22 protein-coding genes are annotated in these 22,590 nt (G+C 70.6%); 11 read left to right on the plus strand and 11 right to left on the minus strand.

Annotation, left to right across the window (positions count from 1 at the left end):
- Positions 1 to 116: 116 nt before the first annotated feature.
- The 7 genes from ABD830_RS08815 to ABD830_RS08845 form a co-directional block, all read right to left on the minus strand.
- Positions 117 to 629: a flavin reductase family protein gene (locus ABD830_RS08815; protein ID WP_344985998.1), complete on the minus strand. Its 513-nt coding sequence runs from the start codon at positions 627 to 629 to the stop codon at positions 117 to 119.
- On the minus strand, positions 626 to 1,150 hold the full coding sequence (locus ABD830_RS08820) for an NADPH-dependent FMN reductase (protein ID WP_344985999.1): 525 nt from the start codon (positions 1,148 to 1,150) through the stop codon (positions 626 to 628). The genes ABD830_RS08815 and ABD830_RS08820 overlap by 4 nt, the downstream gene beginning before the upstream one ends.
- The gene (locus ABD830_RS08825; protein ID WP_344986000.1) at positions 1,147 to 2,511 is read right to left on the minus strand and encodes an LLM class flavin-dependent oxidoreductase; all 1,365 of its coding nucleotides are present in this window, start codon (positions 2,509 to 2,511) and stop codon (positions 1,147 to 1,149) included. The genes ABD830_RS08820 and ABD830_RS08825 overlap by 4 nt, the downstream gene beginning before the upstream one ends.
- The gene (locus ABD830_RS08830) at positions 2,508 to 3,386 is read right to left on the minus strand and encodes an ABC transporter permease (RefSeq protein WP_344986001.1); all 879 of its coding nucleotides are present in this window, start codon (positions 3,384 to 3,386) and stop codon (positions 2,508 to 2,510) included. The genes ABD830_RS08825 and ABD830_RS08830 overlap by 4 nt, the downstream gene beginning before the upstream one ends.
- Complete coding sequence (locus tag ABD830_RS08835) at positions 3,379 to 4,185, minus strand: ABC transporter ATP-binding protein (protein WP_344986002.1); 807 nt, start codon at positions 4,183 to 4,185, stop codon at positions 3,379 to 3,381. Before ABD830_RS08835 ends, ABD830_RS08830 begins: the two co-directional genes overlap by 8 nt.
- Positions 4,182 to 5,192, minus strand: a complete 1,011-nt coding sequence (locus ABD830_RS08840; RefSeq protein ID WP_344986003.1) for an ABC transporter substrate-binding protein — start codon at positions 5,190 to 5,192, stop codon at positions 4,182 to 4,184. The genes ABD830_RS08835 and ABD830_RS08840 overlap by 4 nt, the downstream gene beginning before the upstream one ends.
- A gap of 215 nt (positions 5,193 to 5,407) precedes the next feature.
- Entirely contained in the window at positions 5,408 to 6,736 is a 1,329-nt protein-coding gene (locus ABD830_RS08845; protein WP_344986004.1) for a lanthionine synthetase LanC family protein, read from the minus strand.
- A gap of 196 nt (positions 6,737 to 6,932) precedes the next feature.
- On the opposite strand from ABD830_RS08845, the gene ABD830_RS08850 reads away from it, so the two are divergent.
- Positions 6,933 to 7,265 carry a putative quinol monooxygenase gene (locus ABD830_RS08850; protein WP_344986005.1) on the plus strand — a complete coding sequence of 111 codons (333 nt, stop codon included), beginning with the start codon at positions 6,933 to 6,935 and terminating at the stop codon, positions 7,263 to 7,265.
- Here the strand turns inward: ABD830_RS08850 and ABD830_RS08855 are convergent.
- Positions 7,198 to 8,217, minus strand: a complete 1,020-nt coding sequence (locus ABD830_RS08855) for a serine hydrolase domain-containing protein (protein WP_344986006.1) — start codon at positions 8,215 to 8,217, stop codon at positions 7,198 to 7,200. The two genes, ABD830_RS08850 and ABD830_RS08855, sit on opposite strands and share 68 nt — an antisense overlap.
- 141 nt (positions 8,218 to 8,358) lie before the next feature.
- On the opposite strand from ABD830_RS08855, the gene ABD830_RS08860 reads away from it, so the two are divergent.
- From ABD830_RS08860 to ABD830_RS08880, 5 genes are read left to right on the plus strand one after another with little or no spacing between them, the layout of a single operon-like run.
- Entirely contained in the window at positions 8,359 to 9,621 is a 1,263-nt protein-coding gene (locus ABD830_RS08860) for an ROK family transcriptional regulator (protein WP_344986007.1), read from the plus strand.
- Positions 9,618 to 10,421 (plus strand): ABC transporter permease, encoded by an 804-nt coding sequence (locus ABD830_RS08865; RefSeq protein ID WP_344986008.1) that lies wholly within the window; start codon positions 9,618 to 9,620, stop codon positions 10,419 to 10,421. The genes ABD830_RS08860 and ABD830_RS08865 overlap by 4 nt, the downstream gene beginning before the upstream one ends.
- Entirely contained in the window at positions 10,418 to 11,188 is a 771-nt protein-coding gene (locus ABD830_RS08870; RefSeq protein WP_344986009.1) for an ABC transporter ATP-binding protein, read from the plus strand. The genes ABD830_RS08865 and ABD830_RS08870 overlap by 4 nt, the downstream gene beginning before the upstream one ends.
- Before the next feature lie 25 nt (positions 11,189 to 11,213).
- Positions 11,214 to 12,182: an aliphatic sulfonate ABC transporter substrate-binding protein gene (locus ABD830_RS08875; protein ID WP_344986010.1), complete on the plus strand. Its 969-nt coding sequence runs from the start codon at positions 11,214 to 11,216 to the stop codon at positions 12,180 to 12,182.
- Positions 12,179 to 13,663 carry a sulfatase family protein gene (locus ABD830_RS08880; RefSeq protein WP_344986011.1) on the plus strand — a complete coding sequence of 495 codons (1,485 nt, stop codon included), beginning with the start codon at positions 12,179 to 12,181 and terminating at the stop codon, positions 13,661 to 13,663. Before ABD830_RS08875 ends, ABD830_RS08880 begins: the two co-directional genes overlap by 4 nt.
- On the opposite strand, the gene ABD830_RS08885 is transcribed toward ABD830_RS08880, so the two are convergent.
- A complete protein-coding gene (locus ABD830_RS08885) occupies positions 13,646 to 14,875 on the minus strand; it encodes an RNA-guided endonuclease InsQ/TnpB family protein (RefSeq protein WP_344986012.1) in 1,230 nt (409 codons plus the stop codon). The genes ABD830_RS08880 and ABD830_RS08885 overlap by 18 nt on opposite strands.
- Positions 14,876 to 15,171: 296 nt before the next feature.
- Here ABD830_RS08885 and ABD830_RS08890 point away from each other — a divergent pair, with 296 nt between their 5' ends.
- Positions 15,172 to 15,333: a hypothetical protein gene (locus ABD830_RS08890; RefSeq protein WP_344986013.1), complete on the plus strand. Its 162-nt coding sequence runs from the start codon at positions 15,172 to 15,174 to the stop codon at positions 15,331 to 15,333.
- 68 nt (positions 15,334 to 15,401) lie between these two features.
- Here ABD830_RS08890 and ABD830_RS08895 read toward each other — a convergent pair whose 3' ends face one another.
- Both ABD830_RS08895 and ABD830_RS08900 read right to left on the minus strand, forming a co-directional pair.
- Positions 15,402 to 16,277 carry a fumarylacetoacetate hydrolase family protein gene (locus ABD830_RS08895; protein WP_344986014.1) on the minus strand — a complete coding sequence of 292 codons (876 nt, stop codon included), beginning with the start codon at positions 16,275 to 16,277 and terminating at the stop codon, positions 15,402 to 15,404.
- Between the two features lie 83 nt (positions 16,278 to 16,360).
- The gene (locus ABD830_RS08900; protein ID WP_344986015.1) at positions 16,361 to 17,551 is read right to left on the minus strand and encodes a L,D-transpeptidase; all 1,191 of its coding nucleotides are present in this window, start codon (positions 17,549 to 17,551) and stop codon (positions 16,361 to 16,363) included.
- A 457-nt stretch (positions 17,552 to 18,008) separates the two neighbouring features.
- On the opposite strand from ABD830_RS08900, the gene ABD830_RS08905 reads away from it, so the two are divergent.
- From ABD830_RS08905 to ABD830_RS08920, 4 genes are all read left to right on the plus strand, one after another.
- Complete coding sequence (locus tag ABD830_RS08905) at positions 18,009 to 18,200, plus strand: hypothetical protein (protein WP_344986016.1); 192 nt, start codon at positions 18,009 to 18,011, stop codon at positions 18,198 to 18,200.
- 67 nt (positions 18,201 to 18,267) lie between these two features.
- Positions 18,268 to 19,779, plus strand: a complete 1,512-nt coding sequence (gene qcrB / locus ABD830_RS08910) for a cytochrome bc1 complex cytochrome b subunit (protein ID WP_344986017.1) — start codon at positions 18,268 to 18,270, stop codon at positions 19,777 to 19,779.
- A 238-nt stretch (positions 19,780 to 20,017) separates the two neighbouring features.
- Complete coding sequence (locus tag ABD830_RS08915) at positions 20,018 to 20,926, plus strand: polysaccharide deacetylase family protein (RefSeq protein WP_344986018.1); 909 nt, start codon at positions 20,018 to 20,020, stop codon at positions 20,924 to 20,926.
- A gap of 235 nt (positions 20,927 to 21,161) precedes the next feature.
- On the plus strand, positions 21,162 to 22,565 hold the full coding sequence (locus tag ABD830_RS08920) for an alpha/beta hydrolase (RefSeq protein WP_344986019.1): 1,404 nt from the start codon (positions 21,162 to 21,164) through the stop codon (positions 22,563 to 22,565).
- Positions 22,566 to 22,590 lie beyond the last annotated feature (25 nt).

Below are 22,590 nucleotides of genomic sequence, written 5' to 3' on the forward strand. Positions count from 1 at the left end.
CCTGCCTGCGCAGGCCCCGGCCCCGATGATGGGGCCGGGGTCTTTCGCGTGCCACCACACAGACGAGCGGCCGCCCGGCGATGCGCCGGGCGGCCGTGCGTGCTGAGCGGTGCTCCTTACGGGTGGGCGATGAAGCGGCCGAAGCGGCCCTGGTGATAGAGGAGGGGACGGCCCGCGCTGTGCACCCTGGCCTCGGCGACCAGGCCGACCACCAGGAGGTGGTCGCCGACGTCCACCGTGTCGTGCGGGAGGCAGACGAGGTGGGCGGAGACGTCCTGGAGCAGGGGCGCGCCCAAGGGCCCTGGACGCCAGCGGGTGGGCTCGGCGAACCGGTCGATGTCCTTGCGCGCGAACCTGGCCGCCAGCTCGGCCTGGTCGCTGGCCAGGACGTTGACGGCGAAGTGGTCCGCGGTGCGCATCGAGGGCCAGGTGGTGGAGGACCGGTCGACGTAGAAGGAGACCAAGGGCGGGTCCAGGCTGACCGAGGAGAACGACGTGGCCGTGAGCCCGGCGGGGATGCCGTCGCTCTGGGCGGTGATGATGACGACCCCGGCGGCGTGCACGGCGAGCGCCCGCCGGAACCCGTCGGCGTCCACGGCACTGCCCGGCAGCGTCTCCACGGCCGTCATGAAAACGCCCCTACCTTGAGCACAGCGGCCACCTGCGGCGTCACCCGATCGGCCCATCCGGCCAGCACCTCCTCCACCTGCGGAATCTGCGACTCCAACAGCGCCAGCCCCGGGGTGGGCACGAAGGCCCCCAGCTCCACCAGCAGCGGCCGCAGGTGCACCTCCACCGCCAGCGCATGCTTGGGATCCCCCATGACCAGCAGCGGCAGCGCCGCCTTGCCCGCCAGCGCGTCCGGCGGCAGCCGGTCAAGGAGCGACTTCAGCAGTGCGGTATAGGTGCCCTTGTAGGTCGGGCCGGCCACCACGAGCAGGCTCGCCCCGGTGACGAGTTCCAGGGCCGCGCCCACGTCGGGGTGCTGGCCGGGCGAGAGCAGGTGGGGCCCGAGCCCCGACAGGTCCACGACCTCGTACGCCTCCGCCGAGGCCCCGAGGCGGCCGCCGACCGCCCGGGCCGCCGCCGTGGCGACGGCGAGGGTGCGCGAGCCCGCCCGGGGGTTGCCGACCAGCGTCACGATGCTCATCGCGCCACCGCGACTTCTTCCCGCCGGGCACCCGCGTACCGGGACGCGGGTCTGGGCAGGCCGTAGTTCTCGCGGAGGGTACGGCCCTCGTAGTCGTACCGGAACAGGCCTCTGACCTGCAGTTCCGGCACCACGTGGTCCACGAAGTCGCTCAGCCCGCCGGGCAGGATCGGCGGCATGATGTTGAACCCGTCGGCCGCCCCGGCGAAGAACCACTCCTGGAGCTGGTCGGCGATCTGCTCGGGCGTGCCGGCGAGGACGCGGTGGCCTCGGCCGCCGGCGAGGCGGCCGAGGAGCTGCCTGACCGTGAGGCCTTCGCGCCTGGCCAGGTCGATGACGAGCTTGCGCCGGCTCTGCGCGCCCTCCGTCTCGACGGACACCTCGGGCAGGGGCCTGTCCAGCGCGTCCTCGGTCAGTTCGATGCCGGTCATCTGGGAGAGCTGCGCCAGCCCGTACGCGGGAATGATGAGGTCCTCGAGCTCCTGCTCCAGGCGCAGCGCCTCGCGCTCGGTCGAGCCGATGATCGGCGAGATGCCCGGCAGGACGAGCACGTCCTCGTGCCGCCGGCCGTAGGCGGCCAGGCGGCGCTTCAGGTCGGCATAGAACTCCTGCCCCTCCTCCAGGGTCTGCTGGGCCGTGAAGACGGCCTCGGCGTAGCGGGCGGCGAACTCCTTGCCGTCCTCGGACGACCCGGCCTGGACCAGGAGCGGATGGCCCTGGGGCGAGCGGGAGGTGTTGAGCGGCCCGCTGACCGCGAAGTACTCGCCGGCGTGCTCGATCGCGTGGATCTTGCCGGTGTCGGCGTAGAGCCCGCCGGTGCGGTCGCGCAGGATCGCGTCGTCCTCCCAGCTGTCCCAGAGCTTCCGTACGACGTCCAGGAACTCGGTGGCCCTGGCGTAGCGGTCGGCGTGGGACGGCCGGACGACGCCGAAGTTGCGGGCCTCGGCCTCGCCCGCGGAGGTGACGATGTTCCAGCCGGCCCGGCCGCCGCTGATGTGGTCGAGCGAGGCGAACTTGCGGGCCACGTGGAAGGGCTCGTTGTACGTCGTCGACACGGTGGCGATGAGGCCGATGTGGTCGGTGACGGCCGCCAGGGCCGACAGGAGGGTCAGGGGTTCGAGGCCGCCGAGGGCGTTGTGCCGGAGGGCGTGGCGGACTCGGCCACTTTGGAAGTCGCCGTGGAGGGCCACGCCGTCGGCGAGGAAGACGGAATCGAGCTTGCCGCGCTCGGCGATCCTGGCGAGCTCCTGGTAGTGGCGGACGTCGGTGAGGCGGGCGGGCTCGGTCCGGGGGTGTCTCCAGGCCGCCTCGTGGTGGCCGACGCCCATGAGGAAGGCGTTCAGGTGGAGCTTTCTCGTCACGTGGTCCTCCAGGTGGAGAAGCGGCGCTCGACGGCGACCAGGAGCAGGTTGAACAGCACGCCGAGCACGGAGATCGTGATGATGCCCGCGTACATGTCGGGGATGCGGAAGCTGGACTGGGTGTCGAGGATGAGGTACCCGAGCCCGGCCTTGGCCCCGACCATCTCGGCGAACAGCAGGACGAGGATCGAGTACGCGCCCGCCAGCCGCACGCCGGTGAAGATGGTGGGCACGGCGGCGGGCAGGATCACCTTCTGGAACAGCCGGACCGGGCCCAGGCCCATCGACCTGGCCGACTTGATGAGCAGCGGCTCCACGGTCTTCACGCCGCTGACGGTGCTGAGCAGGATCGGCCAGGAGCACGCGTACAGCACGAACGCGACCTTCGTCGTCTCCCCGATGCCGAGGATCAGCGTGAACACCGGCAGCAGCGCCACCGCCGAGGTGTTGCGGAACAGCTCGAGCAGCGGGGTGAGGAAGTCGGCGACCGGTTTGTACCAGCCGATCAGCAGGCCGAGCGGGATCGCCAGCACGATGGCCAGGGCGAAGCCGGCCAGCGAGCGGGCCAGGGACGCCTCCAGGTGCTCGGGCAACTGGCCGCTGACGAGGAGGTCGTACCAGGCGACGACGTTCTCCGAGAGCGGCGGGACGAAGACGGGGTCCACGACGCCGAGCCTGGGCAGCGCCTCCCAGGCGGCGAGGAGGAGCAGGATGGCCGTGGAGTTCGTGACCGCCCGCCGGACGCGCCCGCCGAGCAGCCGCCGGCGCGGTCTCTCCTGCGGGACGTCCTCCTCGGCCTCGGTCTCGGCTTCGGCCTCGTCCTCGGGCAGGTCGTACCAGTGGATGTCGCCGGGGAGCAGACGCTGCTCAGCCATGAGCCGTCACCACCGTCCGCTCCTGCACCTGCGCCGCCGCGACCTCTTCGCGCAGCAGGCTCCACACGCGGTGGCGGTACTCGCCGAAGGCCGGGTCCGCCCTCAGGTCGCCCTCCCGTGAGTCGAAGCGCACGTCGATGACCTCCTTGATCCGGCCCGGCCTCGAGGTCATCACCGCGACCCGCTGCCCGAGGTAGACCGCCTCGTCGATGCCGTGCGTGATGAACACGACGGTCTTGCCGGTCTGCTCCCAGACGTGCACCAACTCCTCCTGCAGGGACTCGCGGGTCTGCGCGTCCAGGGCGGCGAACGGCTCGTCCATCAGCAGCACGTCGGGGTCGAACGCGAGGCTGCGCGCGATGGCGACGCGCTGCCGCATCCCGCCGGACAGCTCGTGCGGATACCGCTCCTCGAATCCGGCCAGCCCCACGAGCGAGAGGTGCTCGCGTGCCCGCCGCACCCGCTCCTTCTTCGGCACGCCCTTGGCCTCCAGGCCGAACTCGACGTTGGACTGGGCCGTGCGCCAGGGGAACAGCGCGTACTGCTGGAAGACGATGCCCCGGTCGAGCCCTGGCCCGGCAACCTGCTCGCCGTCGATGAGGATCCGGCCGGACGTCGGCACGGCCAGCCCGGCGATCAGGTCGAGCAGGGTGGACTTGCCGCAGCCGCTGGGGCCGACGAGCGTGAGGAACTCGCCCTCGCGCACGTCGAGGTCGATGCCGGAGAGCGCGGTGAACGGCCGCGGCTCGTCCCTGACCTGGAACGTCTTGGTCACGTTCCGGATGCTGATCTTGGTCATGAGCCGTTCCCTCCGGCGAAGGGGTTGTACTGGTTGGTGTAGAGGTCGGAGACCTTGACCTGGCCGGGCTTGATCTCGCCCTCGCGCTCCAGCCAGTCGACCCAGATCTTGAATTCCTGGTCGGAGAGGACCCCGCCCTTGGCGGCGATGCCGGTGCTCTTCCAGAAGCGCACGGTGTCGGCGCTCTCGTTGCGGCCGCGCTTGGCGATGATCTGCTCGAACTTGGCGACGACCTCGTCGCGCGAGTGGGTCTGCGCCCACTCGATGGCCTTCGCGAACGCGGTCACGAACGTCTTGACGGTATGGGGGTTCTCGGCGATGAAGTCCTCTCTGAGCACGACGGACCCCGCCGTGAACGGGCCGAACAGGTCGACGTCCTTGAACAGGGGACGCAGGCCGCCGCGCTCGAGCGCCTTGTCCCTGAGCGGACCGCCGAGAGTGCCGACGTCGAGCTGCCCCTGGCGTATCGCCTGCTCGGTGTTGACCGGCGGGATGACGACGAGCTGGACCTGCTTGATCTCCTCGGGCGTCAGCCCCTGGCGCTTGAGGTACTCCTTGATGACGGCCTCGTGGTGCGCGCCGAGGGTGTTGACGCCGATCTTCTTGCCGATGAGGTCGCGGGCGGTCCTGATCGGGCTGTCCTCTTTGACGTAGTAGCCCTGGTAGGTGTCCTTGTCCGAGCCGTAGTAGCCGATGACCGCCTTGATCGGGGCCTTGGCCGCCTTGAGCTTGATGACGGCGCCGTTGAACGCGCCGCCGAAGTCGGCCTGGCCGGTGGCCGCCGACTGGATGTCCTGCGGGCCGGAGGTGGTGTTGCCGACCCACTTCAGCTTGACGTCGCCGAGATAGCCGAGCGCCTCGGCCAGCTCGGGGAAGGTGACGGTGCCCGCGCTGCCCTGGTAGCGCAGCACCTTCACCTCCTTGCCCGGGTTCGCCTGCGCGGTGCCGCAGGCCGTCAGGAGGGCAGGCAGTAAGGCGGCCAGGAGGGCATGTCTGAACTTGATCACGATGGGTCCTCTGATGGACGGGAGAGAGGGTGTCAGCGGTACGTGATCAGCGACACTGCGCACTGGCGACGTGGCAGAAGTCCACGTGCGGGCGCGTGGTCAGGTAAAGGCCCATGACTACGAAACTACGAGCCCTAGACCCTAAAGTCAATATTTCCTACTGGATATACATGAATTAGGGTCAAGCCTGCGCGAGCAGCTCGTACGAGTCCCGGTCAACGGAGCACGGACGTGGGCAACGGGATCGCCGGGAACGGGTTGTCGGGCAGCAGGATGACGCGGCGCGGACGGTCGGCCTGACCTGCGGCGTCGAGGTGCAGGAGCGCCGCGCCGATGCCGGCCGCGCCCACCATGTAGCCGGTGTCGGCCGTCACCTCGCCCGGGCGCAGCCGCCGGTACGCCTGGTACCAGCGGTAGCCGCGCCCGTCATGGTCGGTGGCCCGGCCGATCAGGTCGACGGCGAGCCGGCGGGCGTACTCCAGGTGGGCCTCGTCGCCCGTGGCCGCCCACAGCCCTACGAACAGCTCGATCAGGCCGGCCGTGCCGCAGCACTGGCAGGCCACGTTCCAGTAGCCCTCGGTACGGCGCCGCGGCACGCCGCTCTTGACGATGCCGCGGGCCAGCCGCTCCACCCACTCCAGGTCACCGGGGTCGCCCGCCACCCGGTACAGCTCGTAGAACATCCTGGCCACGCCGGCCGAGCCGGAGCAGAAGCCCAGGTAGTGCAACTCGCGCGCATGCGGCACGTGGTGCGGGACGACCGCGCAGCCACCGCTCACGACGCTGATCTCGCGGACGAAGGCCGCCCCGCTGCGAGCGGCGAACAGGAACCGCTCGTCGCCGGTCACCCCGTACAGGCGGGCCAGCAGGAACGCCGTGCCGGACGTGCCCGCGAGGAAGCCGGGCGTGACCGCGTCCACGGGCAGGTCGGCGCAGTCGCCGAACCGGTGCCCGGGGACGGGCAGGCGGGCGATCCGCAGCCCCGCCTCCACGGCCGCCTCCTCGTAGGCGGGCACGCCGAGATGGGCCGCCGCCCGCAGCAGCCCGAGGATGATGCCGCCCTCGCCCCGCTGGGCGGGGTCCCGCGACCACCCGACGCCGTGCTCTGACTCCCGGCCCCTGCGCACGATCACGTCGGCGATGGCCGCCGCCTCCGCCTCGAAGCCGCCCTCGCCGAGCACCCAGCCCGCCTCCATGAGCGCGACCATCGTGCCGGTCAGCCCGTGGTAGAGGGAGAGGTCGTCCTGCTCGCGCCAGGTGGCGGCGAGACGGCGGGCCCCGGCCCTGGCGTCCTCCAGGTACGCCTCGTGACCGGTGGCGGCGGCCAGCTCGAGGAAGAACAGCACGATGCCCGCCGCGCCCGAATAGAGGGACCCGGGCTCGGCGGTGACCGCCGACCCGGCGTGCGGGTCGGGATTGGCCACCCAGTGCCGCCCGTGCCCGTCATCGGCCGCGGCGGACCTGATCCACTGGCCCGCCAGGATGGCGGCGGTCAGGGGGGAATCGGCTCGGGCGCTCGAAGCGCGGATCCTGTCCAGACTCACAACTCGATTATCCCACACATCTGGTAGGAAATTCAGGAAAGTCGCGGAACCGCCTCGACCAGCTCCCGCGTGTGCCGGCGTCGCGAGAACACCTCCGTGACCTCTCTCTGCTGTACCACCTTGCCGTCCTTCATGACCAGGACCCAGCCGATAGTCTCGTGCTGAAGTGCCGCCGAGCCGCGATGGAGCCAGTCCGATGATCTTCATTACCGCGAAGTTCCGCATCCTGCCCGAGCACGCCGACCGCTGGCCGCAGATCGCCGCCGAGTTCACCGAGGCGACCAGGGCCGAGCCGGGCTGCCTGTGGTTCGACTGGTCACGCAGCGTCGACGACCCGGCCGAGTACGTGCTCGTGGAGGCGTTCCGCGACGAGACGGCCGGGGCGGCGCACGTTCAGTCGGCCCACTTCAGGCAGGCCCAGCAGACGCTCCCTGCGCACTTGGCCGAGACGCCCCGTATCATCAACGCCGCCGTCCCGCAGGACGACTGGTCCCCGCTGGGCGAACTGGCCGTCCCGGACCGCGATTGACAGTGATGATGGAAATGAGCGCCTCTTGCCAGGTTCGCGGCTCATCCCACGGTTTTGACGGCACCCTGGTTGTCCCGGCCTTCGACGCGCCACCCGGCAATGTGTACGGCTCCTCGCAGAAGTAGCGGTTGAGCGCGTCAACGGCGGCCAGCAGCATGTGCGCGACCGCCGGATCGTTGCGCTGCACGTTGACCGACACCGTCATCCGGCGTCCGCCCGTGGCGTCAGCGAAACTGAAGGTCTGGTAGCCGGGGATCGAGCCGGTCGCGCCCCACATCTCGCCGCAGGTGAGGCCCACCGACTCCAGCCCGAGCCCGTACCGGGGGAAGACCGGGGCCTGCGGAGTGCTGACGCCGGTGCGCATCTGCGCCAGCGAGTTCTGGCTGACGAGCCGGCCGCCGAAAAGCGCTCGGTAGAAGCGGTTCAGGTCGCGGGCGTCGGACACCACTCCGTACGCTGCCCAGGCGAAGGACGGGTTCAGCCGGGTGATGGGCCGCAGCGAGCCCGGCCGGGTCGGGTCGGCGCCCGTGGGCAGGTGGTAGCCGGTGGCATGCGGGCCGCGGATGCCGTCCCAGGTCTTGGGCAGGTAGGAACGCGTCATACCGGCCGGGCGGAAGATCCTCTGGTCGAGCTCGGCGCTCAGCTCATGACCCGTCACCTTCTCCACGAGCAGCCCGAGCAGGATGTAGCCGGTGTTGGAGTAGGCGAAGCGGCCCCGCTCGGGCTGGGGCAGCCGCTCGGCCTCATCGATGAGCCGCTGCGGCGTGTAGGTCCGCTTGCCGTACTGCTCAGGGTCGGCGAACTCGGCGGCACGGTCGTAGCTGGCCAGGCCGCCGGTGTGGTTCAGCAGCTCCCGCACGGTGATCTGGTCGCCGTCGTGGATCTGGCCGGGTAGCCGCTTGCCGATCGGCTCGTCCAGGCTCAGTCTGCCTTCCTGGACGAGCTGCAACACGATTGCGGCAGACGGGCCACGTCGCGCACGCCGGTGAAGTCGTACACGCCGGCTTTCGGGGAGCCAGGAGCACCGCGAGAGGAGCTTTTATTTTTTCCGGACTCTTGACGAAAAACATGCGGGGTCGGCACACTTCCCGTTATGTCACACCCCCGTGGCCCTCTGGCGCAGCTGCGGCGCGGGCACGAAGAGCTCGTGCTCGAGCTGCTGCGCAAGCACGGCCCGCTCAGCCGGGGCGAGCTGGGCAAGCTCTGCCAGCTCTCCCGGACCACCCTGTACGACATCCTCGCAGGGCTGCTCTCCACCGGCGCGGTGGTCACCGCCACCCAGCCGGACGCCCCCCGCGGCCGCGGCAGGCCGGCCGAGACACTGACCCTCCACCCGGGTGCCGGCCAGGCCATCGGCATCGACTTCGCCCGCCGCGCGGTGCACGTCGCGGCCGTCAACCTGGCGCACGAGATCGTGGGGTCGGCCAGCGAGCCACACCCCGCCGACCTGTCGTGGGAGGGGCGGGTGGACCTGGCCGAGCGGCTCGTCGCCTCGCTCACCGACGGCGGCCTGCGGCTGGGCGCGCTCAGCGCGATCGGCGTCGGCGTGGTCGGCCCGGTCGACGGCCCCGACTCCGAGGACGCCCCCGATCCGGCGGGCGGCGAGAGTACCCCTGAAGCGGCGGATGAGCCTGCCCACCCCGCACAGGTGCTGCTCGGCGAGCGGTTCGGCGTGCCGGTGCTGCTGGACAACAACACCCGGCTCGCCGCCCTGGGCGAGGCGATCTGGGGCGCCGCCGCCGGCGGCCAGGACGTGCTGTACCTGCGCCTGTCCCACGGTGTCGGCGGCGGGCTGGTGGTCGGCGGATCGCTGCACCGCGGCGCGTACGGTCTGTCCGGCGAGTTCGGCCACATCACGGTGGACCCCGCAGGAGCGCCCTGCGACTGCGGGGGCACCGGCTGCCTGGAGACCGTGGCCTCGATAAGAGCCGTGCTGGACGCCTACCGCGCCGCCGGCGGCCGGGCCGAGGACGTGCCCGAGCTGGCCAAGGCCATCAGAGCAGGCGACGAAACGGCGCTGACCCTCCTGGAGGGCGTCGGCGGCAGGATCGGCGGCGTGCTTGCGGCCGTGTGCAACGCGATCGGCCCCAGCGTGATCGTGATCGGCGGTGAGCTGGCGGAGACCGGCGCCGCGCTCATCGAGCCGGTCGAGCGGGCGCTGCGCGCCCAGGTCATGCCCGTCTCCAGGCACCGTCTCAGCCTGCGCCGGGCCACGCTCGGCGAGGCGGCGGGCGCCCTCGGCGGCATCGCCCTGGTGCTGCACGAATCCCCGCTGCTCTCCCGTTACCCGGCGGGTCCCGACCTCGCGGCCGATCCCATCGACGTCTCCGAGCAGGCCCCGAAGGAGGGCTCATGACTTCGCTCACCACATTGGACAAGGCGCCGGCGGCGCGGCGCAGCTCCGGCGGCCGTCCCCAGCGCGCCGTCACGCTCAACCTGATCGCGGTCGCCGCCGGGCTCGCCCTGTGGACGCTGCTGGCCGTGGTCGGCGTGCAGGCCCTCCCGACCCCGCTGCAGGTGGCGGCCAAGGCCGGGGAGCTGATCGCCGACGGCACCCTCCTCGACGACGCGCTGGCCAGCCTGCGCAGGGTGCTGCTGGGCTTCCTGCTCGGCACCCTGCTGGCCGTCCCGATCGGCTTCCTGATGGGCTGGTACCCCACCGCACGTGCCCTGCTGGAGCCGTACGTGCAGTTCTGGAGGACCGTGCCGCCCCTGGCGATCATCCCCCTCGCCATCGTGATCCTCGGCATCGGCGAGGTGCCGAAGGTCTTCGTGATCTTCCTGGCGGCGTTCCTGTCCAGCGTCGTGGCGACCTTCCAGGGCGTGGTGGACGTGGACAAGACGCTGATCAACGCCGCCCGCGTGCTCGGCGCGTCCGACCGGACGATCTTCCTCAAGGTCGTGGTGCCGGCGTCCACGCCGTTCATCCTGGTCGGCATGCGGGTCGGGCTCGGCTCGGCCTGGGGCACGCTGGTCGCCGCCGAGCTGATCGCCGCCCAGGAGGGCCTCGGCTTCCGCATGCAGCAGGCCCAGCTCTACTACGACCTGTCCACGATCTTCGTGGGCCTGATCGCCATCGGCCTGCTCGGCCTGCTGATGGACCGGCTGCTGCTCCTGGCCGAGCGCCACCTCACCGACTGGCAGGAGCGCCGATGAACAGCAAGATCTCGTTCAGGGACGTGGTCAAGACGTACCCGATGAAGGACACCACCTTCACCGCGCTCGACCACGTGTCGCTGGACATCGCCGACCGCGAGTTCGTCACGGTCGTGGGCCCGTCAGGGTGCGGCAAGAGCACGCTGATGAGCATGGCGGCCGGGCTGGTCGAGCCCGCGTCGGGCGAGGTGCTGGTGGACGGCGTGCCGGTCACCGGTCCCGGGCCCGAGCGGGGAGTCATCTTCCAGCAGTACGCGCTGTTCCCGTGGCTGACCGTGCGCAAGAACGTCGAGTTCGGGCTGAAGCTCATGGAGCTCCCGCCCGACGAGCGCAGGCGGCGGGCCGAGCGGGCGATCGAACTGGTCGGGCTCTCCCACTTCGCCGACGCGCTGCCCAAGACGTTGTCGGGCGGCATGAAGCAGCGCTGCGCGATCGCCCGCGCGTACGCGGTGAACCCGCAGGTGCTGCTCATGGACGAGCCGTTCGGCGCGCTCGACGCGCTCACCCGGGTGCAGCTGCAGGACCAGCTCCTCGACACCTGGAGCCAGGAGCAGCGCACGGTCATGTTCATCACCCACGACGTGGACGAGGCCGTCTACCTGGCCAGGCGCGTGGTCGTCATGGCGGCCAGGCCCGGCCGCATCCAGCAGGTCATCGACGTGGACCTGCCCTACCCGAGGACCGAGGAGATGCGGCTGTCGCCCGAGTTCGGGCGGATACGCAACGAGGTCTGGCACTCCGTCTACCACCAGGCCCCCGCGGCCTGACACCTCCCGGAAAGGAACTACCGCCATGTGTTCTCTTCGCCGCGCCCTGACGGCCGCCACGGCGGTGAGCGTCATAGCACTCTCCGTGACCGCCTGCTCCGGCGGCGGCAGCACGGTCCGCTTCGGCTACATCAGCGACTACAACGGCGCGAGCCTGCTCGCCATCGCGAACAAGCAGGGCCTGTGGGACAAGCAGGGCCTCAAGCCGGAGATCAAGGTCTTCACCAACGGGCCGCTGCAGATCCAGGCGCTCGGCGCCGGCGACCTCGACTTCGGCTACATCGGCCCGGGCGCCATGTGGCTGCCCGCCTCCGGCAAGGCGAAGGTCGTCGCGATCAACACGCTCGCGTACGCCGACCGCGTCATCGGCCGCCCCGGGGTCAAGACCATGCAGGACCTCAAGGGCAAGAAGGTCGGCGTGCCGCAGGGCACGTCCGGCGACATGGTGCTCGGCCTGGCGCTGCAGAAGGCCGGGATGACCGAGAAGGACATCCAGAAGGTGCCGATGGACCCGGCCACCGTCGTGTCGGCGTTCTCGGCCGGGCAGATCGACGGCGCCGGCATCTGGTACCCGCTGATCGACACGATCAAGCAGAAGGTGCCCGGCACGGTCGAGATCGCCAGCACCAGGGAGTTCCCCGACCGCTCCTTCCCGACCGCGTTCGTCGGCGGCACCAAGGTGGACCAGGAGCTCACCAGCAAGGTGATCAAGGTCCTGCAGGAGGCCAACGACTGGCGGGCCACCCACCCCGACGAATCGATCGCCGAGGCGGCCGCGCTGCTCAAGCTCGACCCGGCCAAGGTCAAGGCCGACGCGGCGAACGTCCAGACGATGCCGACGGCCGACCTGGTGGCCAAGACGAAGGACGGCACGGTCGCCAAGTGGCTGAACAGCCTGGGTGACTTCTTCGTCGGCACCGGCCAGCTCAAGTCGCGGCCCGACCCGGCCACGTACTACACCGGCGACCTCTACGAGAAGGCTTTCAGCAAGTGAACCTGCTGTTCCTGATGACCGACCAGCACCGCGTCGACACCCTCGGCTGCTACGGCAACCCGCACGTCGCCACGCCCAACCTGGACAGGCTGGCCGCGACCGGCACGCGGTTCGACCGGTTCTACACGCCGACGGCCATCTGCACGCCCGCGCGGGCCAGCCTGCTCACCGGGCAGGCCCCGTTCAGGCACCGGCTGCTGGCGAACTACGAGCGCAACGTCGGCTACCTGGAGGACCTGCGCGACGACGCGTTCACCTTTCCCGGCGCGCTGCAGGAGCGCGGCTACCAGCTCGGTCTCATCGGCAAGTGGCACGGCGGCACCCGCCGCAACGCCGCCTCCTACGGGTTCGACGGGCCCGATCTGCCCGGCTGGCACAACCCGGTCGATCATCCCGACTACCTGGCGTACCTGGAGGAGCGGGGGCTGCCGCCGTACCGGATCTCTGACCTGATCCGGGGCACCACGCCCAACGGCAACCCGGGCAACCTGCTGGCGGCGCGGCTGCACCAGCCGGTGGAGGCCACGTTCGAGCACTACCTGGCGACCAGGGCGATCGAGCACCTCGACCGGTACGCCGCCGACGGCCGGCCGTTCTTCCTGGCCACCCACTTCTTCGGGCCGCACCTGCCGTATCTCCTCCCGGACGAGTACTTCGACATGTACGACCCGGCACTGGTCGAGCTGCCGCCGTCGATCGCGGAGACGTTCGAGGGCAAGCCACCCGTGCAGCGCAACTACAGCGAGCACTGGACGTTCGACACGATCCCGATCGAGGTCACGCGCAAGCTGATCGCGGTCTACTGGGGTTACGTGACGCTGATCGACCAGCAGATCGGCCGGATCCTCGACCGCCTCGACGAGCTGGGCCTGTCGGACCAGACGTCGGTGTTCTTCACCGCCGACCACGGCGAGTTCACCGGCGCCCACCGGCTGCACGACAAGGGCCCCGCCATGTACGAGGACATCTACCGCATCCCCGGCATCGTCCGCATCCCCGGCGCGGAACCGCAGGTCAGGAACGAGTTCGTGACGCTCACCGACTGCACCGCGACGATCCTGGAGCTGGCCGGCTGCGACACCGGGCCCGCGGTGGACAGCCGCAGCCTGGTCCCGCTGGTGCGCGGGCAGCACCCGCAGTGGCCGGGCGAGCTGCTCGCCGAGTTCCACGGCCACCACTTCCCCTACCCGCAGCGGATGCTCCGCGACGACCGCTACAAGCTGGTCGTCAACCCGGAGTCGGTCAACGAGCTGTACGACCTGCACGCCGACCCGCACGAGCTCAGCAACCGGTACGCCCACCCGGAGCTGGCCCCGGTCCGCCGCCGCCTGATGCGCAGGCTGTACGACCTGCTGCGCGAGCGCGGCGACAACTTCTACCACTGGATGACCCCGATGTACGACATCGGCTCCTCCGACTACGACCCCACGCTGAGCTCCTTCGAGAAGGAGAGCACCGCCACGTCAACTGCCACCGGCTGAAGCCGGTGGTTTGCTCTCGCGGTCCCGTCTGGCTGAGGGGAGGCCGGTAGCGTGTGGCTGGTTGACGGCAGCCCAGCCCGCGACGCCGCGTCGGGCGATGTTGCGGGCCGCGATGTGGTCGGCGTGCCCAGCGAGGCCGCACCGGGTGCAGGCGAACTGGCCGCGTGCCGGCCGGTTCGCTCTGCTGGTCCATCCGCATTGCGGGCAGGCCTGGCTGGTGTAGGCGGGATCGACCAGGGTGAAGGCGATCCCGGCCCGTGCGGCCTTGTAGCGGGTGAACTCGATCTGCTGGGCGAAGGCCCAGGAGTGCAGGGTGCGCCGCTGGAGCCGGTGAGCCCTTACCCGGGAGCGGATGCCCTGGAGATCTTCCAGGGCGATCCCGCGGCCGGTGCGTTCGGCTTCGCGCACCACATACTTGGAGATCTGGTGATTGAGGTCGGTCATCATCCGGCGCTCACGCCCGGCCAGGCGGCGCAGGACCCGCCGCGCCGCAGCAGTGCCCTTCTTCTGCAAGCGGCGGCGCTGCCGGTGCCGCCGCTCCCGCAGCGTGCGGGCATGGCCGTTGCCTTCGATGGGGCCGGGCAGAGTGGGGCCGGGCAGCACCGCCCCGTCACTGGTGACCGCCAGGTTCGCCACTCCCTGGTCCACGCCGAGGAAGCCGTTGACAGGCTCACCCACAGGTGGTCGGGGCAGGGTGAGGGTGACATGCAGCAGCCATACGCCGCGCCGACAGATCAGGTCGGCCTCCCCGATCGGCAGGGTGTCGAGGGCTTTGAGGTCTTCCTCGCGGCCGGTGTAGGAGACGTGGACGCGGCCGGTGGGAGACCACAACGACACGGTCCGCGCATCTCGGTTCCAGCTCATCAGGCGCGCGTCGTAGGGGATGGCGCCGTGCGGGCGGAAGATGTGGGCGCGTTTCTTGCTGGCGCGGCGGTTGGCGTAGGCGCCGGCAATCCGGGCGATGGCGCGCACGGCTGCTTGGGCGGCCAGAGCGCTGAAGTGGGCGCGCGCTTGGTGGTAGGCGAGCCGGTGCAGATCCAGCACGGCGAAGGTGCGCTGCTGCCAAGCCAGGCGAGAGATGAAGGTGGCTGCCTGATTGCACACCTGCACAGCGGTGGCCAAGGCGTCGGCCTGGGCGGGCGTGGGGGCGAGCCGCAGTTGCACGACCGAAGACAGGCCGTGCCGTTTGGCGGCCGAGCGGCGGATCGCCATCGCACACCTCCTGTCACCGGAGCATCACACACCGCACAGACTACCGACCGTTGCCGATGTTTTCCATACTGTTTTCGAAAGGAGGGGTGTCGCTTCCTCCCGGCCCGAATGACTAACCTCCGCACCACAGTCCACACGGCGTCCAGGCTGCTGGGGGACGCGCCGGAGGGCGACTACACCGTCGAGACGAAGCTGGACTTCGCGCTGACACGCGGCAACCAGCAGGCCGGTCTCGTGCTGTACGAAAACGACGACCGGTACTTCAAGATGGCCCATTCGGTGCTGCCCGCTGGCCCGTGGAAGCTGTGCGCGCGGCGACCAGCCGGGACGGGCAGCGCTGGGTGCGCAACGGCGTGTGGACGCTTCCGGCGAAGGGCAAGCTCAAGATCGGCCTGATCTCCATGAACCGGTCGGGCGCCGTCGCCAAGTTCGACTACGTCCGGACTTATCGCGACTGACGCCGCGTCGATGACGGGGCCGGTGGCGGGCTCCACCCGCCCGCCACCGGCCCCGTCATCGGCTCGCTTCAGACGGGCGTGCGCATCGGCTCCAAGCCCTTGACCACGGTGGTCGTGAGGATGCCGATCTCGCCGATGCCGATCGTCACCGCGTCGCCGTCCTGCAGTGTGAACGGCAGGTCGGGGACCAGGCAGGTGCCGGTGGCCAGCACGGCGCCGTCGGGGAAGAGGTCCGCGCGGAACAGGTAGCCCGCCAGATCGTCGAGCCGGCGGTTCAGCTGGGAGGTGGACGCCTTGCCGTCCCACACCGTCTCCCCCGCCCTGGCGATGCTCAGCGAAATGTCCAGCGCGTACGGGTCTGACACCTCCCACGCCGGCCTGATCGCGGGGCCGACCGCGCACGCGCCCAGGTAGATCTTGGCCTGCGGCAGGTACAGCGGGTTGACGCCCTCGATGGTCCGCGAGCTCACGTCGTCGACCACCGTGTAGCCGGCGATCTCCCCGGCCGCGTTCAGCACCAGGCCGAGCTCCGGCTCCGGCACGTCGATCTCCGAGTCCGACCGCACCGCGATGCGCCCGCCGTCGCCGGAGACCTTCCAGGCCACCGACTTGAAGAACAGCTCGGGGCGTTCGGCGTCGTAGACCAGCTCGTACACGTCGGCGGCGCGCTCGCTCTCGAGCACCCGGGCCTCGCGCGAGCGCCGGTACGTCACCCCCGCCGCCCAGACCTCCATCAGCCCGTCCACCGGCGCGAGCCGCCGCACGGACCCGGAGGGGAGCTCCGGCCCGTCGGCCCCGGCCAGCCGCTCCCGCAGCCCCTCGACCGGCAGCCGCAGCAGCTCGGCCACGGTGGTGACGCCGGACAGCTCCACCACCCGCTCGCCGTCGTCGACGCCGACCGCGGGCGCGTCGGTCAAGGGGCTGACGAACCGTACGATGTGCATTGCCTGCTCCTCATTCTCATCAGTACCGGTCTGGTGAGAGTCTCCCCTATCGGGTCAGATGAGCAGTTTGCCGGGGGGTGGGGCTAGCCGTTGATCGGCTTGCCGAGGGCGCTGCCCGCCAGCCAGTCGTCCCACGACTTCGCCCAGGGCGTCGGCCCGTTGCCGAACTGGAGCTTCCGCGACGTCCCGGTCACCTGGATGATGTCCCCCCGCTGCGTGAACTCGTAGAACCAGCGGGCGTTCTCCGGGCTGGCGTTCACGCAGCCGTGGCTGACGTTGCGGCTGCCCTGCGCGCCGGTCGACCAGGGCGCGGCGTGGAAGAACGTGCCGCTGTAGGTCATCCTGACGTTCCACTTGGTACGGATGCGGTACTCGCCGGGCTTGCCGATGGTGGCCGAGTCCATGATGGTCTCCGCGGCCTTCTCCTGGGCGATCATGATGCCGGAGTAGCTGTCGTCCCCGGGCTTGCCCAGGCTGATCGGGATGGTCTTGACGACGTCGCCGTTCTCCCGCACGACCGCCTGATGGGTCGAGTTGCTGACCTTCGTGATGTGCTCGGGCCCGACGGTGAAGGTCAGGCTGCGGTCCTTGGTCCCCCAGAGGTCCCGTCCGGCACGCAGGCCGGCCAGGTGGGCGATCACCGTGACCTTCTCGCCGCTCGGCCAGTACTCGCGCGGCCGGAACTGGACCTCCCGGTCGCTCACCCAGCTCCAGGCGCCCTCGACCGGCTTGGACATCCGCACCTCCAGCGACCGCTCGACCGCGGCGCGGTCGTCGCGCGCGGTCACCGGCTGCGACAGCAGGAGCTGGACCGGCATCCCGACGCCGACCTTCTCGCCGTCCAGGGGCGACATGCCGCTCTCCAGGACCCGCTTCGGCTTGAGCGTGGTGAACTCGCTCTGCGCCGTGACCGGCTTCCCGTCCGTGCCGGTCGCCTGGGCGCTCACCGTGTACGCGGTCGAGGGCTTGAGCGGCCACTTGGGCCGCCACGTCCCGTCCGCGGCCGCGCTCCCGCTCACCTCGCGCCCCTTGGCGTCCGCGACGGTCAGCTTGGTGATCCTGCCGTCGGTGACCTTCACGCCGATCCCGGTGTCCGGGGGGACCTTCTTCGTGCCGTCGGCAGGGGTGATCGACAGCTTGGCCACCGGCCGCTGCTGCTGCTCCTGGTCCTGTGGTTTCGCGGCGGGCCCTCCCGGGCCGCCCGAGCTGCAGCCGGCGGCGAGGAGCAGAGCCGCCGTGAAAGCGCTGGCCAGTGTGGTCCGGCCGTTCCGCATCGTCGATGCCTCCCAAGCCTGACAAATGGGGCAGATTTCACAGTAGGTGATCCCGACGGCTTCTGCCCCCGAACCGGGAGACCATGCCAGGCGCACTGACCGCCGTGTTAAAGCGGTTTAGCATCCGCTTTACTCGCCCTTCTGAAATTTTCCACCTCATAGCGAAAGTTTCGTTGCCCGGTCCACCCGCCCCGCACGATCATGGGGCAGGTGGACTACTACCTGATCTCGGACGGCCCCCAGCGGATCCTGGTGGAGGAGTTCGTCCTCGGCGAGGACCACACCGCCGCGGGCATCGACAGCGCCGCGTGGAGCCCCGGCGGCGGCACCGCTCAACCTGGGTGCCGCACCCGATGCGCGCCGTTACCGCATCCTGTTCGCGGGCGACTTCGGACCGGACGGGCCGGCGAACGCCCGCACCGCCCTTCGGCTCGAGCCCACCGGCGACCCGCGCGTGGTGGGTCAGGCGTCGGGCGGCGGCTTCACCTGGGAGCTGCGCCGGATCGGCGCGGGCATCGCCTGGTGTGTGGACGTGACCGCGCACCTCGAGGCCGCCCCGGCCGCAGCGCTCGGGGCGCTGCTGGACCATCACCGGCAGGCGATCCGCGAGCTGGGCCTGATCCCGGTCACCGTCGAACGCTTCGCCTGATGTCACATTTCGCGGCCTGATCCCGTCATGTCTATGACGTACCAACCCAGTCATAGGCGGGGACACCATGAAGGTCAGCTCACTGGCCACGGCACTCGATGATCGGATCGGCGGGGCCGGGTTCCTGAAGAAGGCGATGCGGAAGGTCTTTCCCGATCACTGGACCTTCCTCCTCGGGGAGATCGCGCTGTACGCGTTCGTGGTCGTTCTGCTCACGGGCGTCTTCCTGACGTTCTTCTTCAAACCGACCATGGAAGAGGTGCTCTACAACGGCGCCTACGCGCCGCTGCGCGGCGTCAGGATGAGCCAGGCGTACGCCTCGACGCTGGAGATCAGCTTCGAGGTGCGCGGCGGCCTGCTGATGCGGCAGATGCACCACTGGGCGACGCTCGTCTTCCTCGGCGCCATCGTCATCCACATGCTGCGCAACTTCTTCACCGGCGCGTTCCGCAAGCCGCGCGACCTGAACTGGCTGATCGGCGTGGTGCTGTTCGTGCTGGTGATGTTCAACGGGCTGTTCGGCTACTCGCTCCCCGACGACCTGCTGTCCGGCGCGGGGCTGCGCATCCTGCACGGGGTCACGGTGTCGATCCCGCTGGTGGGGACGTACCTGGCGATGTTCCTGTTCGGCGGTGAGTTCCCCGGCGAGGACATCGTCTCCCGGCTGTTCAGCATCCACGTGCTGCTGATCCCGGGGCTGCTGCTCGTGCTGATCCCGCTGCACGCGGTCGTGCTGACGTGGCGGCAGACGCACACCCAGTTCCGGGCCAAGGGGCTGAGCGACCGGGTGGTGCGCGGCGCGCCGTTCTTCCCCACGTTCCTGGCCAAGACGACGGTCTACTTCCTGTGGGTGCTCGCCACGGTGGCGCTGCTCGCGACGGTGTTCCAGGTCAACCCCGTCTGGCTGTACGGCCCGTACGCGCCCAGCACGGTCAGCGCGGGCTCGCAGCCCGACTGGTACATGGGCTTCCTCGAGGGCGCCCTGCGGATCATGCCGCCGTGGGAGCTCACGGTCTTCGGGTACACGGTGACGATGAGCGTGCTGATCCCGGCCCTGGTGGCGCCGGGGCTGCTGTTTACCGGGCTGGCCCTGTACCCGTTCGCGGAGCGCTGGATCACCCGGGACCACGCCGTGCACCACCTCCTCGACCGGCCGCGCGAGGTGCCGTCACGGGTGGGCCTCGGGGTCGCCGGGATCGTCTACTACGGCGTGCTCTGGTTGGCGGGCGGCAACGACCTGATCGCCTCGACCTTCCACATCTCGCTGTACGCGACCACCTGGATCTTCCGCGTCCTGTTCGTCGCCGGGCCCGTGCTCGGGTACGTGATCGCCCGGCGGATCGCCCTCGGGCTGCAGGGCCTCGACCGGCACACCGTCGCCCACGGGGTGGAGACCGGCGTGATCGTGCGCGGCCTGGACGGCGCGTTCGCCGAGATCGAGCGGCCGGTGAGCGAGGAGGAGTCCGCCGTGCTCGTGCCGGCCGCGCCGCCCGCGCTGCCGGTGGCGGCCGACGGCGACGTGCCGCCCCCGGCCCGGCGCCGCGTACGCGACGCCGTACAGCGCTCCTGGTCGAACTGAGGGTCGGACCCGCTCCGCGCCCCGGTCCAGCGGCAGGCCGCCTAAGTTTCCTCATCCGGAATGCGATCTTCTCCGAACCATGTGTGCGCGGCGGTTGTCGTATCTATTGGAACGATCCCCCGTCCGGGATCGTCGCTTATCGTCGCTTATATGAGGACGTGCCGGGGGCTCTGCGCTAGGGGGATTGATGAATGTTTGTGCGAGATCGCGTCCGCCGTTCCCGGCCGGGGCGAAGCGGGTGACGACGAGGGTGCTCGCCACGGCCGTGCTGGTCACGCTCACCGCCACCACGGGCGCTGCCCAGGCCTCCGCGCGCTCCGACACCGGAGAGGCGCGGTCGGACGCGTTAGGCGTGGCGCTGTTCGGGGCGGCCTCGGAGGTCTCGCTGCCGGCCGCCTCCCGCGCGGTGCTGTCGGGAGCGCCGGAGGCGGCCCTGCTGGAACCGGCCCTACTGGAACCAGCGCTGCTGCAACCGGCCCTGCGGGAACCGCCGCCCTCCGCCCCCGGTGACGCCGCCGCCGAGGCCCGGCCCCGGGTCGACTGCCGCCGCGTCAAGTGCGTGGCGCTGACGTTCGACGACGGCCCCGGGCGCTACACCGACACCCTGCTGCGCCATCTCGCCAAGTATCGCGCCCGCGCCACGTTCTTCGTCGTGGGCAGCAACGTCGTGACGTACCCCCGTGTGCTGCGCCGCACCGTCGCGGCCGGGCACGAGATCGGCAACCACACCTGGTCGCACCCCCTCCTGACGAGGCTGCCCGCCGCCCGGGTGCGCTCCCAGATCGCCCGCACCGACCGTGCGGTCAAGAAGGTCGCCGGCGTCGTGCCCCACCTGGTCCGCCCGCCGTACGGGGCCTTCAACAGGGCCGTGCGCAGGCAGATCTCCCGCCCGATCGTGCTCTGGAACGTGGACACCCTGGACTGGCGCTACCGCAACAGCGCCACGGTGGCCCGCAGGGCGCTCAGGTCGGTACGGCCGGGCAGCATCATCCTGTTCCACGACATCCACCGCACGACGGTGGGGGCCATACCGCGCGTGCTGAAGACCCTGGCCCAGCGCGGCTACCACTTCGTCACCGTCACCGAGCTGTTCGGCGGCCGCCCGCCGCACGTCGCCTTCCGCGCCGCCCCGCCGAAGAAATCCTGATCCGAACCCTTCTCGCGTTCCCGGCGTATCTCCCGGTGTCAGCGGTGATCGCGTGTGAACACCGAGCAGAAAGGATGGCGACACCGGCAGCAGGGACACCGCGCGGGCCGGCCGGGCTGCCGGCCTGCGCGGGCTGTGGGCTACGTCCCTTCGCTGATGGGTAGTCCTGGCACTACCTCTCGGACGGGCCGTGGCGCGATGGATATCCGCCCGCGCGGGCGCGAGCGTGGAAACCATGAATCTCGCAATCGTCAGCGCCCTGCTGGGCTCGCTCGTCGTCGTCCCTCACGCCTCGGGCCTCGAGTGGCGGGCCTGTCAGGATGCCGGGCGGCCGAAGGAGATGGAGTGCGCGTCCGTCGAGGTGCCGCTCGACTGGGCCGAGCCCGACGGCCGGAAGATCAGCGTACGGATCGCCCGGCTGCCCGCGACCGGGCGTAAGACCGGCACGGTGTTCAGCATCCCGGGCGGGCCCGGCGGGTCGGGGATCGACGATCTCACGTCGTACGGCAAGAGCTTCGCGGGGCTGCGGGAACGGTTCGACGTGGTCAGCCTCGAGCCGCGGAACGCCACCTCGTTCGGGATCCTGCCGCAGGAGTGCTTCGCCACCGGGCCGTGGCTCACCCGGCCCGGCAGCCCGCGCGAGTACGCCGCGCTGGGGGCGACCGTCCGCCGGAGCGCGGATGAGTGCAGGAGGCGCGACCCGGCGTTCTTCGACCACCTCGACTCGGCGTCCGTCGCACGGGACATCGACGCGATCCGCGCCGCCATCGGGGAGGAGCGGCTGAGCTTCGTCGCCACCTCGTACGGAGGCGTGCCCGCCGTCGCGTACGCCCGGCTGTTCCCCGGCAGGGTCCGGGCCATGTACCTGGACGGGGCGGTCAACCAGCTCCGGGATCCCCTGACGGATGCGCGGGCGAGGTACCGCACGTACGAGGCGCAGTTCGGGAGGTTCGTGACGTGGTGCGAGGCCGCGGGTGCGTGTGGGCCCGGCGTCGCGGAGCGCTGGCAGAGGCTCGTGGCAGCAGCCGATCGGACACCGATCCCCGTCAAGGGTCAGGCGGTCGCGTACAGCGGTTTCGACCTGCAGGTGGCCGCCATGCCGCACCTCGTCTCGCCGGGACCGGCGCCGGATCACCCGCGGTGGCGGCAGCTCGCCCAGGCCATGCGGCAGGCCGAGGGCGGGGACGCCGCCGGGTTCGCCGCGTACGTCCAGGCGGGGATCGGGAGTCTCAAGCCGCCGTCGTTCGTGGGCATGAACGCCACCCAGTGCGCCGACGGCCTGCGCTTCGGCAGCTATCGCGAGTACCGCGCGGTGCGGGCGCTGGGCGAGCGCGTCTCCCCGAACCTCTCCGGGATGGGACTGTGGCACCGCCTCGGCTGCGTGGGCTGGCCGACGCCGGTGACGAATCCCCGCGCGCCGCTGCCCGCCGGCCTGCCGCCGTTGCTGGGCGCGGGCTCGTGGACCGACCACGACGACACCGCCGACATCGTGCGGCGGGTGCCGGGGTCGGCGACGGTCCGGTACGACGGGCACGGCCACGGGCTCTACCTCACGGGCAACGCCTGCGTCATCGCCCATGCCGACGCGTACCTCATGGACCTGCGCCTGCCCCCGACCGGCACCGTCTGCCGCCCCTGACCTCGACCGGCACCGCTCGCTGCGC

Origin of the sequence: Nonomuraea helvata (assembly GCF_039535785.1) — a bacterium.
Taxonomy (GTDB): Bacteria; Actinomycetota; Actinomycetes; order Streptosporangiales; family Streptosporangiaceae; genus Nonomuraea; species Nonomuraea helvata.

What these genes read in the sequence shown, in the direction of transcription:
- ABD830_RS08815 (WP_344985998.1), bottom strand. Translation starts at nt 629, where the DNA reads ATGACGGCCGTGGAGACGCTGCCGGGCAGTGCCGTGGACGCCGACGGG.
- ABD830_RS08820 (WP_344985999.1), bottom strand. Translation starts at nt 1,150, where the DNA reads ATGAGCATCGTGACGCTGGTCGGCAACCCCCGGGCGGGCTCGCGCACC.
- ABD830_RS08830 (WP_344986001.1), bottom strand. Translation starts at nt 3,386, where the DNA reads ATGGCTGAGCAGCGTCTGCTCCCCGGCGACATCCACTGGTACGACCTG.
- ABD830_RS08835 (WP_344986002.1), bottom strand. Translation starts at nt 4,185, where the DNA reads ATGACCAAGATCAGCATCCGGAACGTGACCAAGACGTTCCAGGTCAGG.
- ABD830_RS08850 (WP_344986005.1), top strand. Translation starts at nt 6,933, where the DNA reads ATGATCTTCATTACCGCGAAGTTCCGCATCCTGCCCGAGCACGCCGAC.
- ABD830_RS08860 (WP_344986007.1), top strand. Translation starts at nt 8,359, where the DNA reads ATGTCACACCCCCGTGGCCCTCTGGCGCAGCTGCGGCGCGGGCACGAA.
- ABD830_RS08865 (WP_344986008.1), top strand. Translation starts at nt 9,618, where the DNA reads ATGACTTCGCTCACCACATTGGACAAGGCGCCGGCGGCGCGGCGCAGC.
- ABD830_RS08870 (WP_344986009.1), top strand. Translation starts at nt 10,418, where the DNA reads ATGAACAGCAAGATCTCGTTCAGGGACGTGGTCAAGACGTACCCGATG.
- ABD830_RS08875 (WP_344986010.1), top strand. Translation starts at nt 11,214, where the DNA reads ATGTGTTCTCTTCGCCGCGCCCTGACGGCCGCCACGGCGGTGAGCGTC.
- ABD830_RS08885 (WP_344986012.1), bottom strand. Translation starts at nt 14,875, where the DNA reads ATGGCGATCCGCCGCTCGGCCGCCAAACGGCACGGCCTGTCTTCGGTC.
- ABD830_RS08895 (WP_344986014.1), bottom strand. Translation starts at nt 16,277, where the DNA reads ATGCACATCGTACGGTTCGTCAGCCCCTTGACCGACGCGCCCGCGGTC.
- ABD830_RS08900 (WP_344986015.1), bottom strand. Translation starts at nt 17,551, where the DNA reads ATGCGGAACGGCCGGACCACACTGGCCAGCGCTTTCACGGCGGCTCTG.
- qcrB (WP_344986017.1), top strand. Translation starts at nt 18,268, where the DNA reads ATGAAGGTCAGCTCACTGGCCACGGCACTCGATGATCGGATCGGCGGG.
- ABD830_RS08920 (WP_344986019.1), top strand. Translation starts at nt 21,162, where the DNA reads ATGAATCTCGCAATCGTCAGCGCCCTGCTGGGCTCGCTCGTCGTCGTC.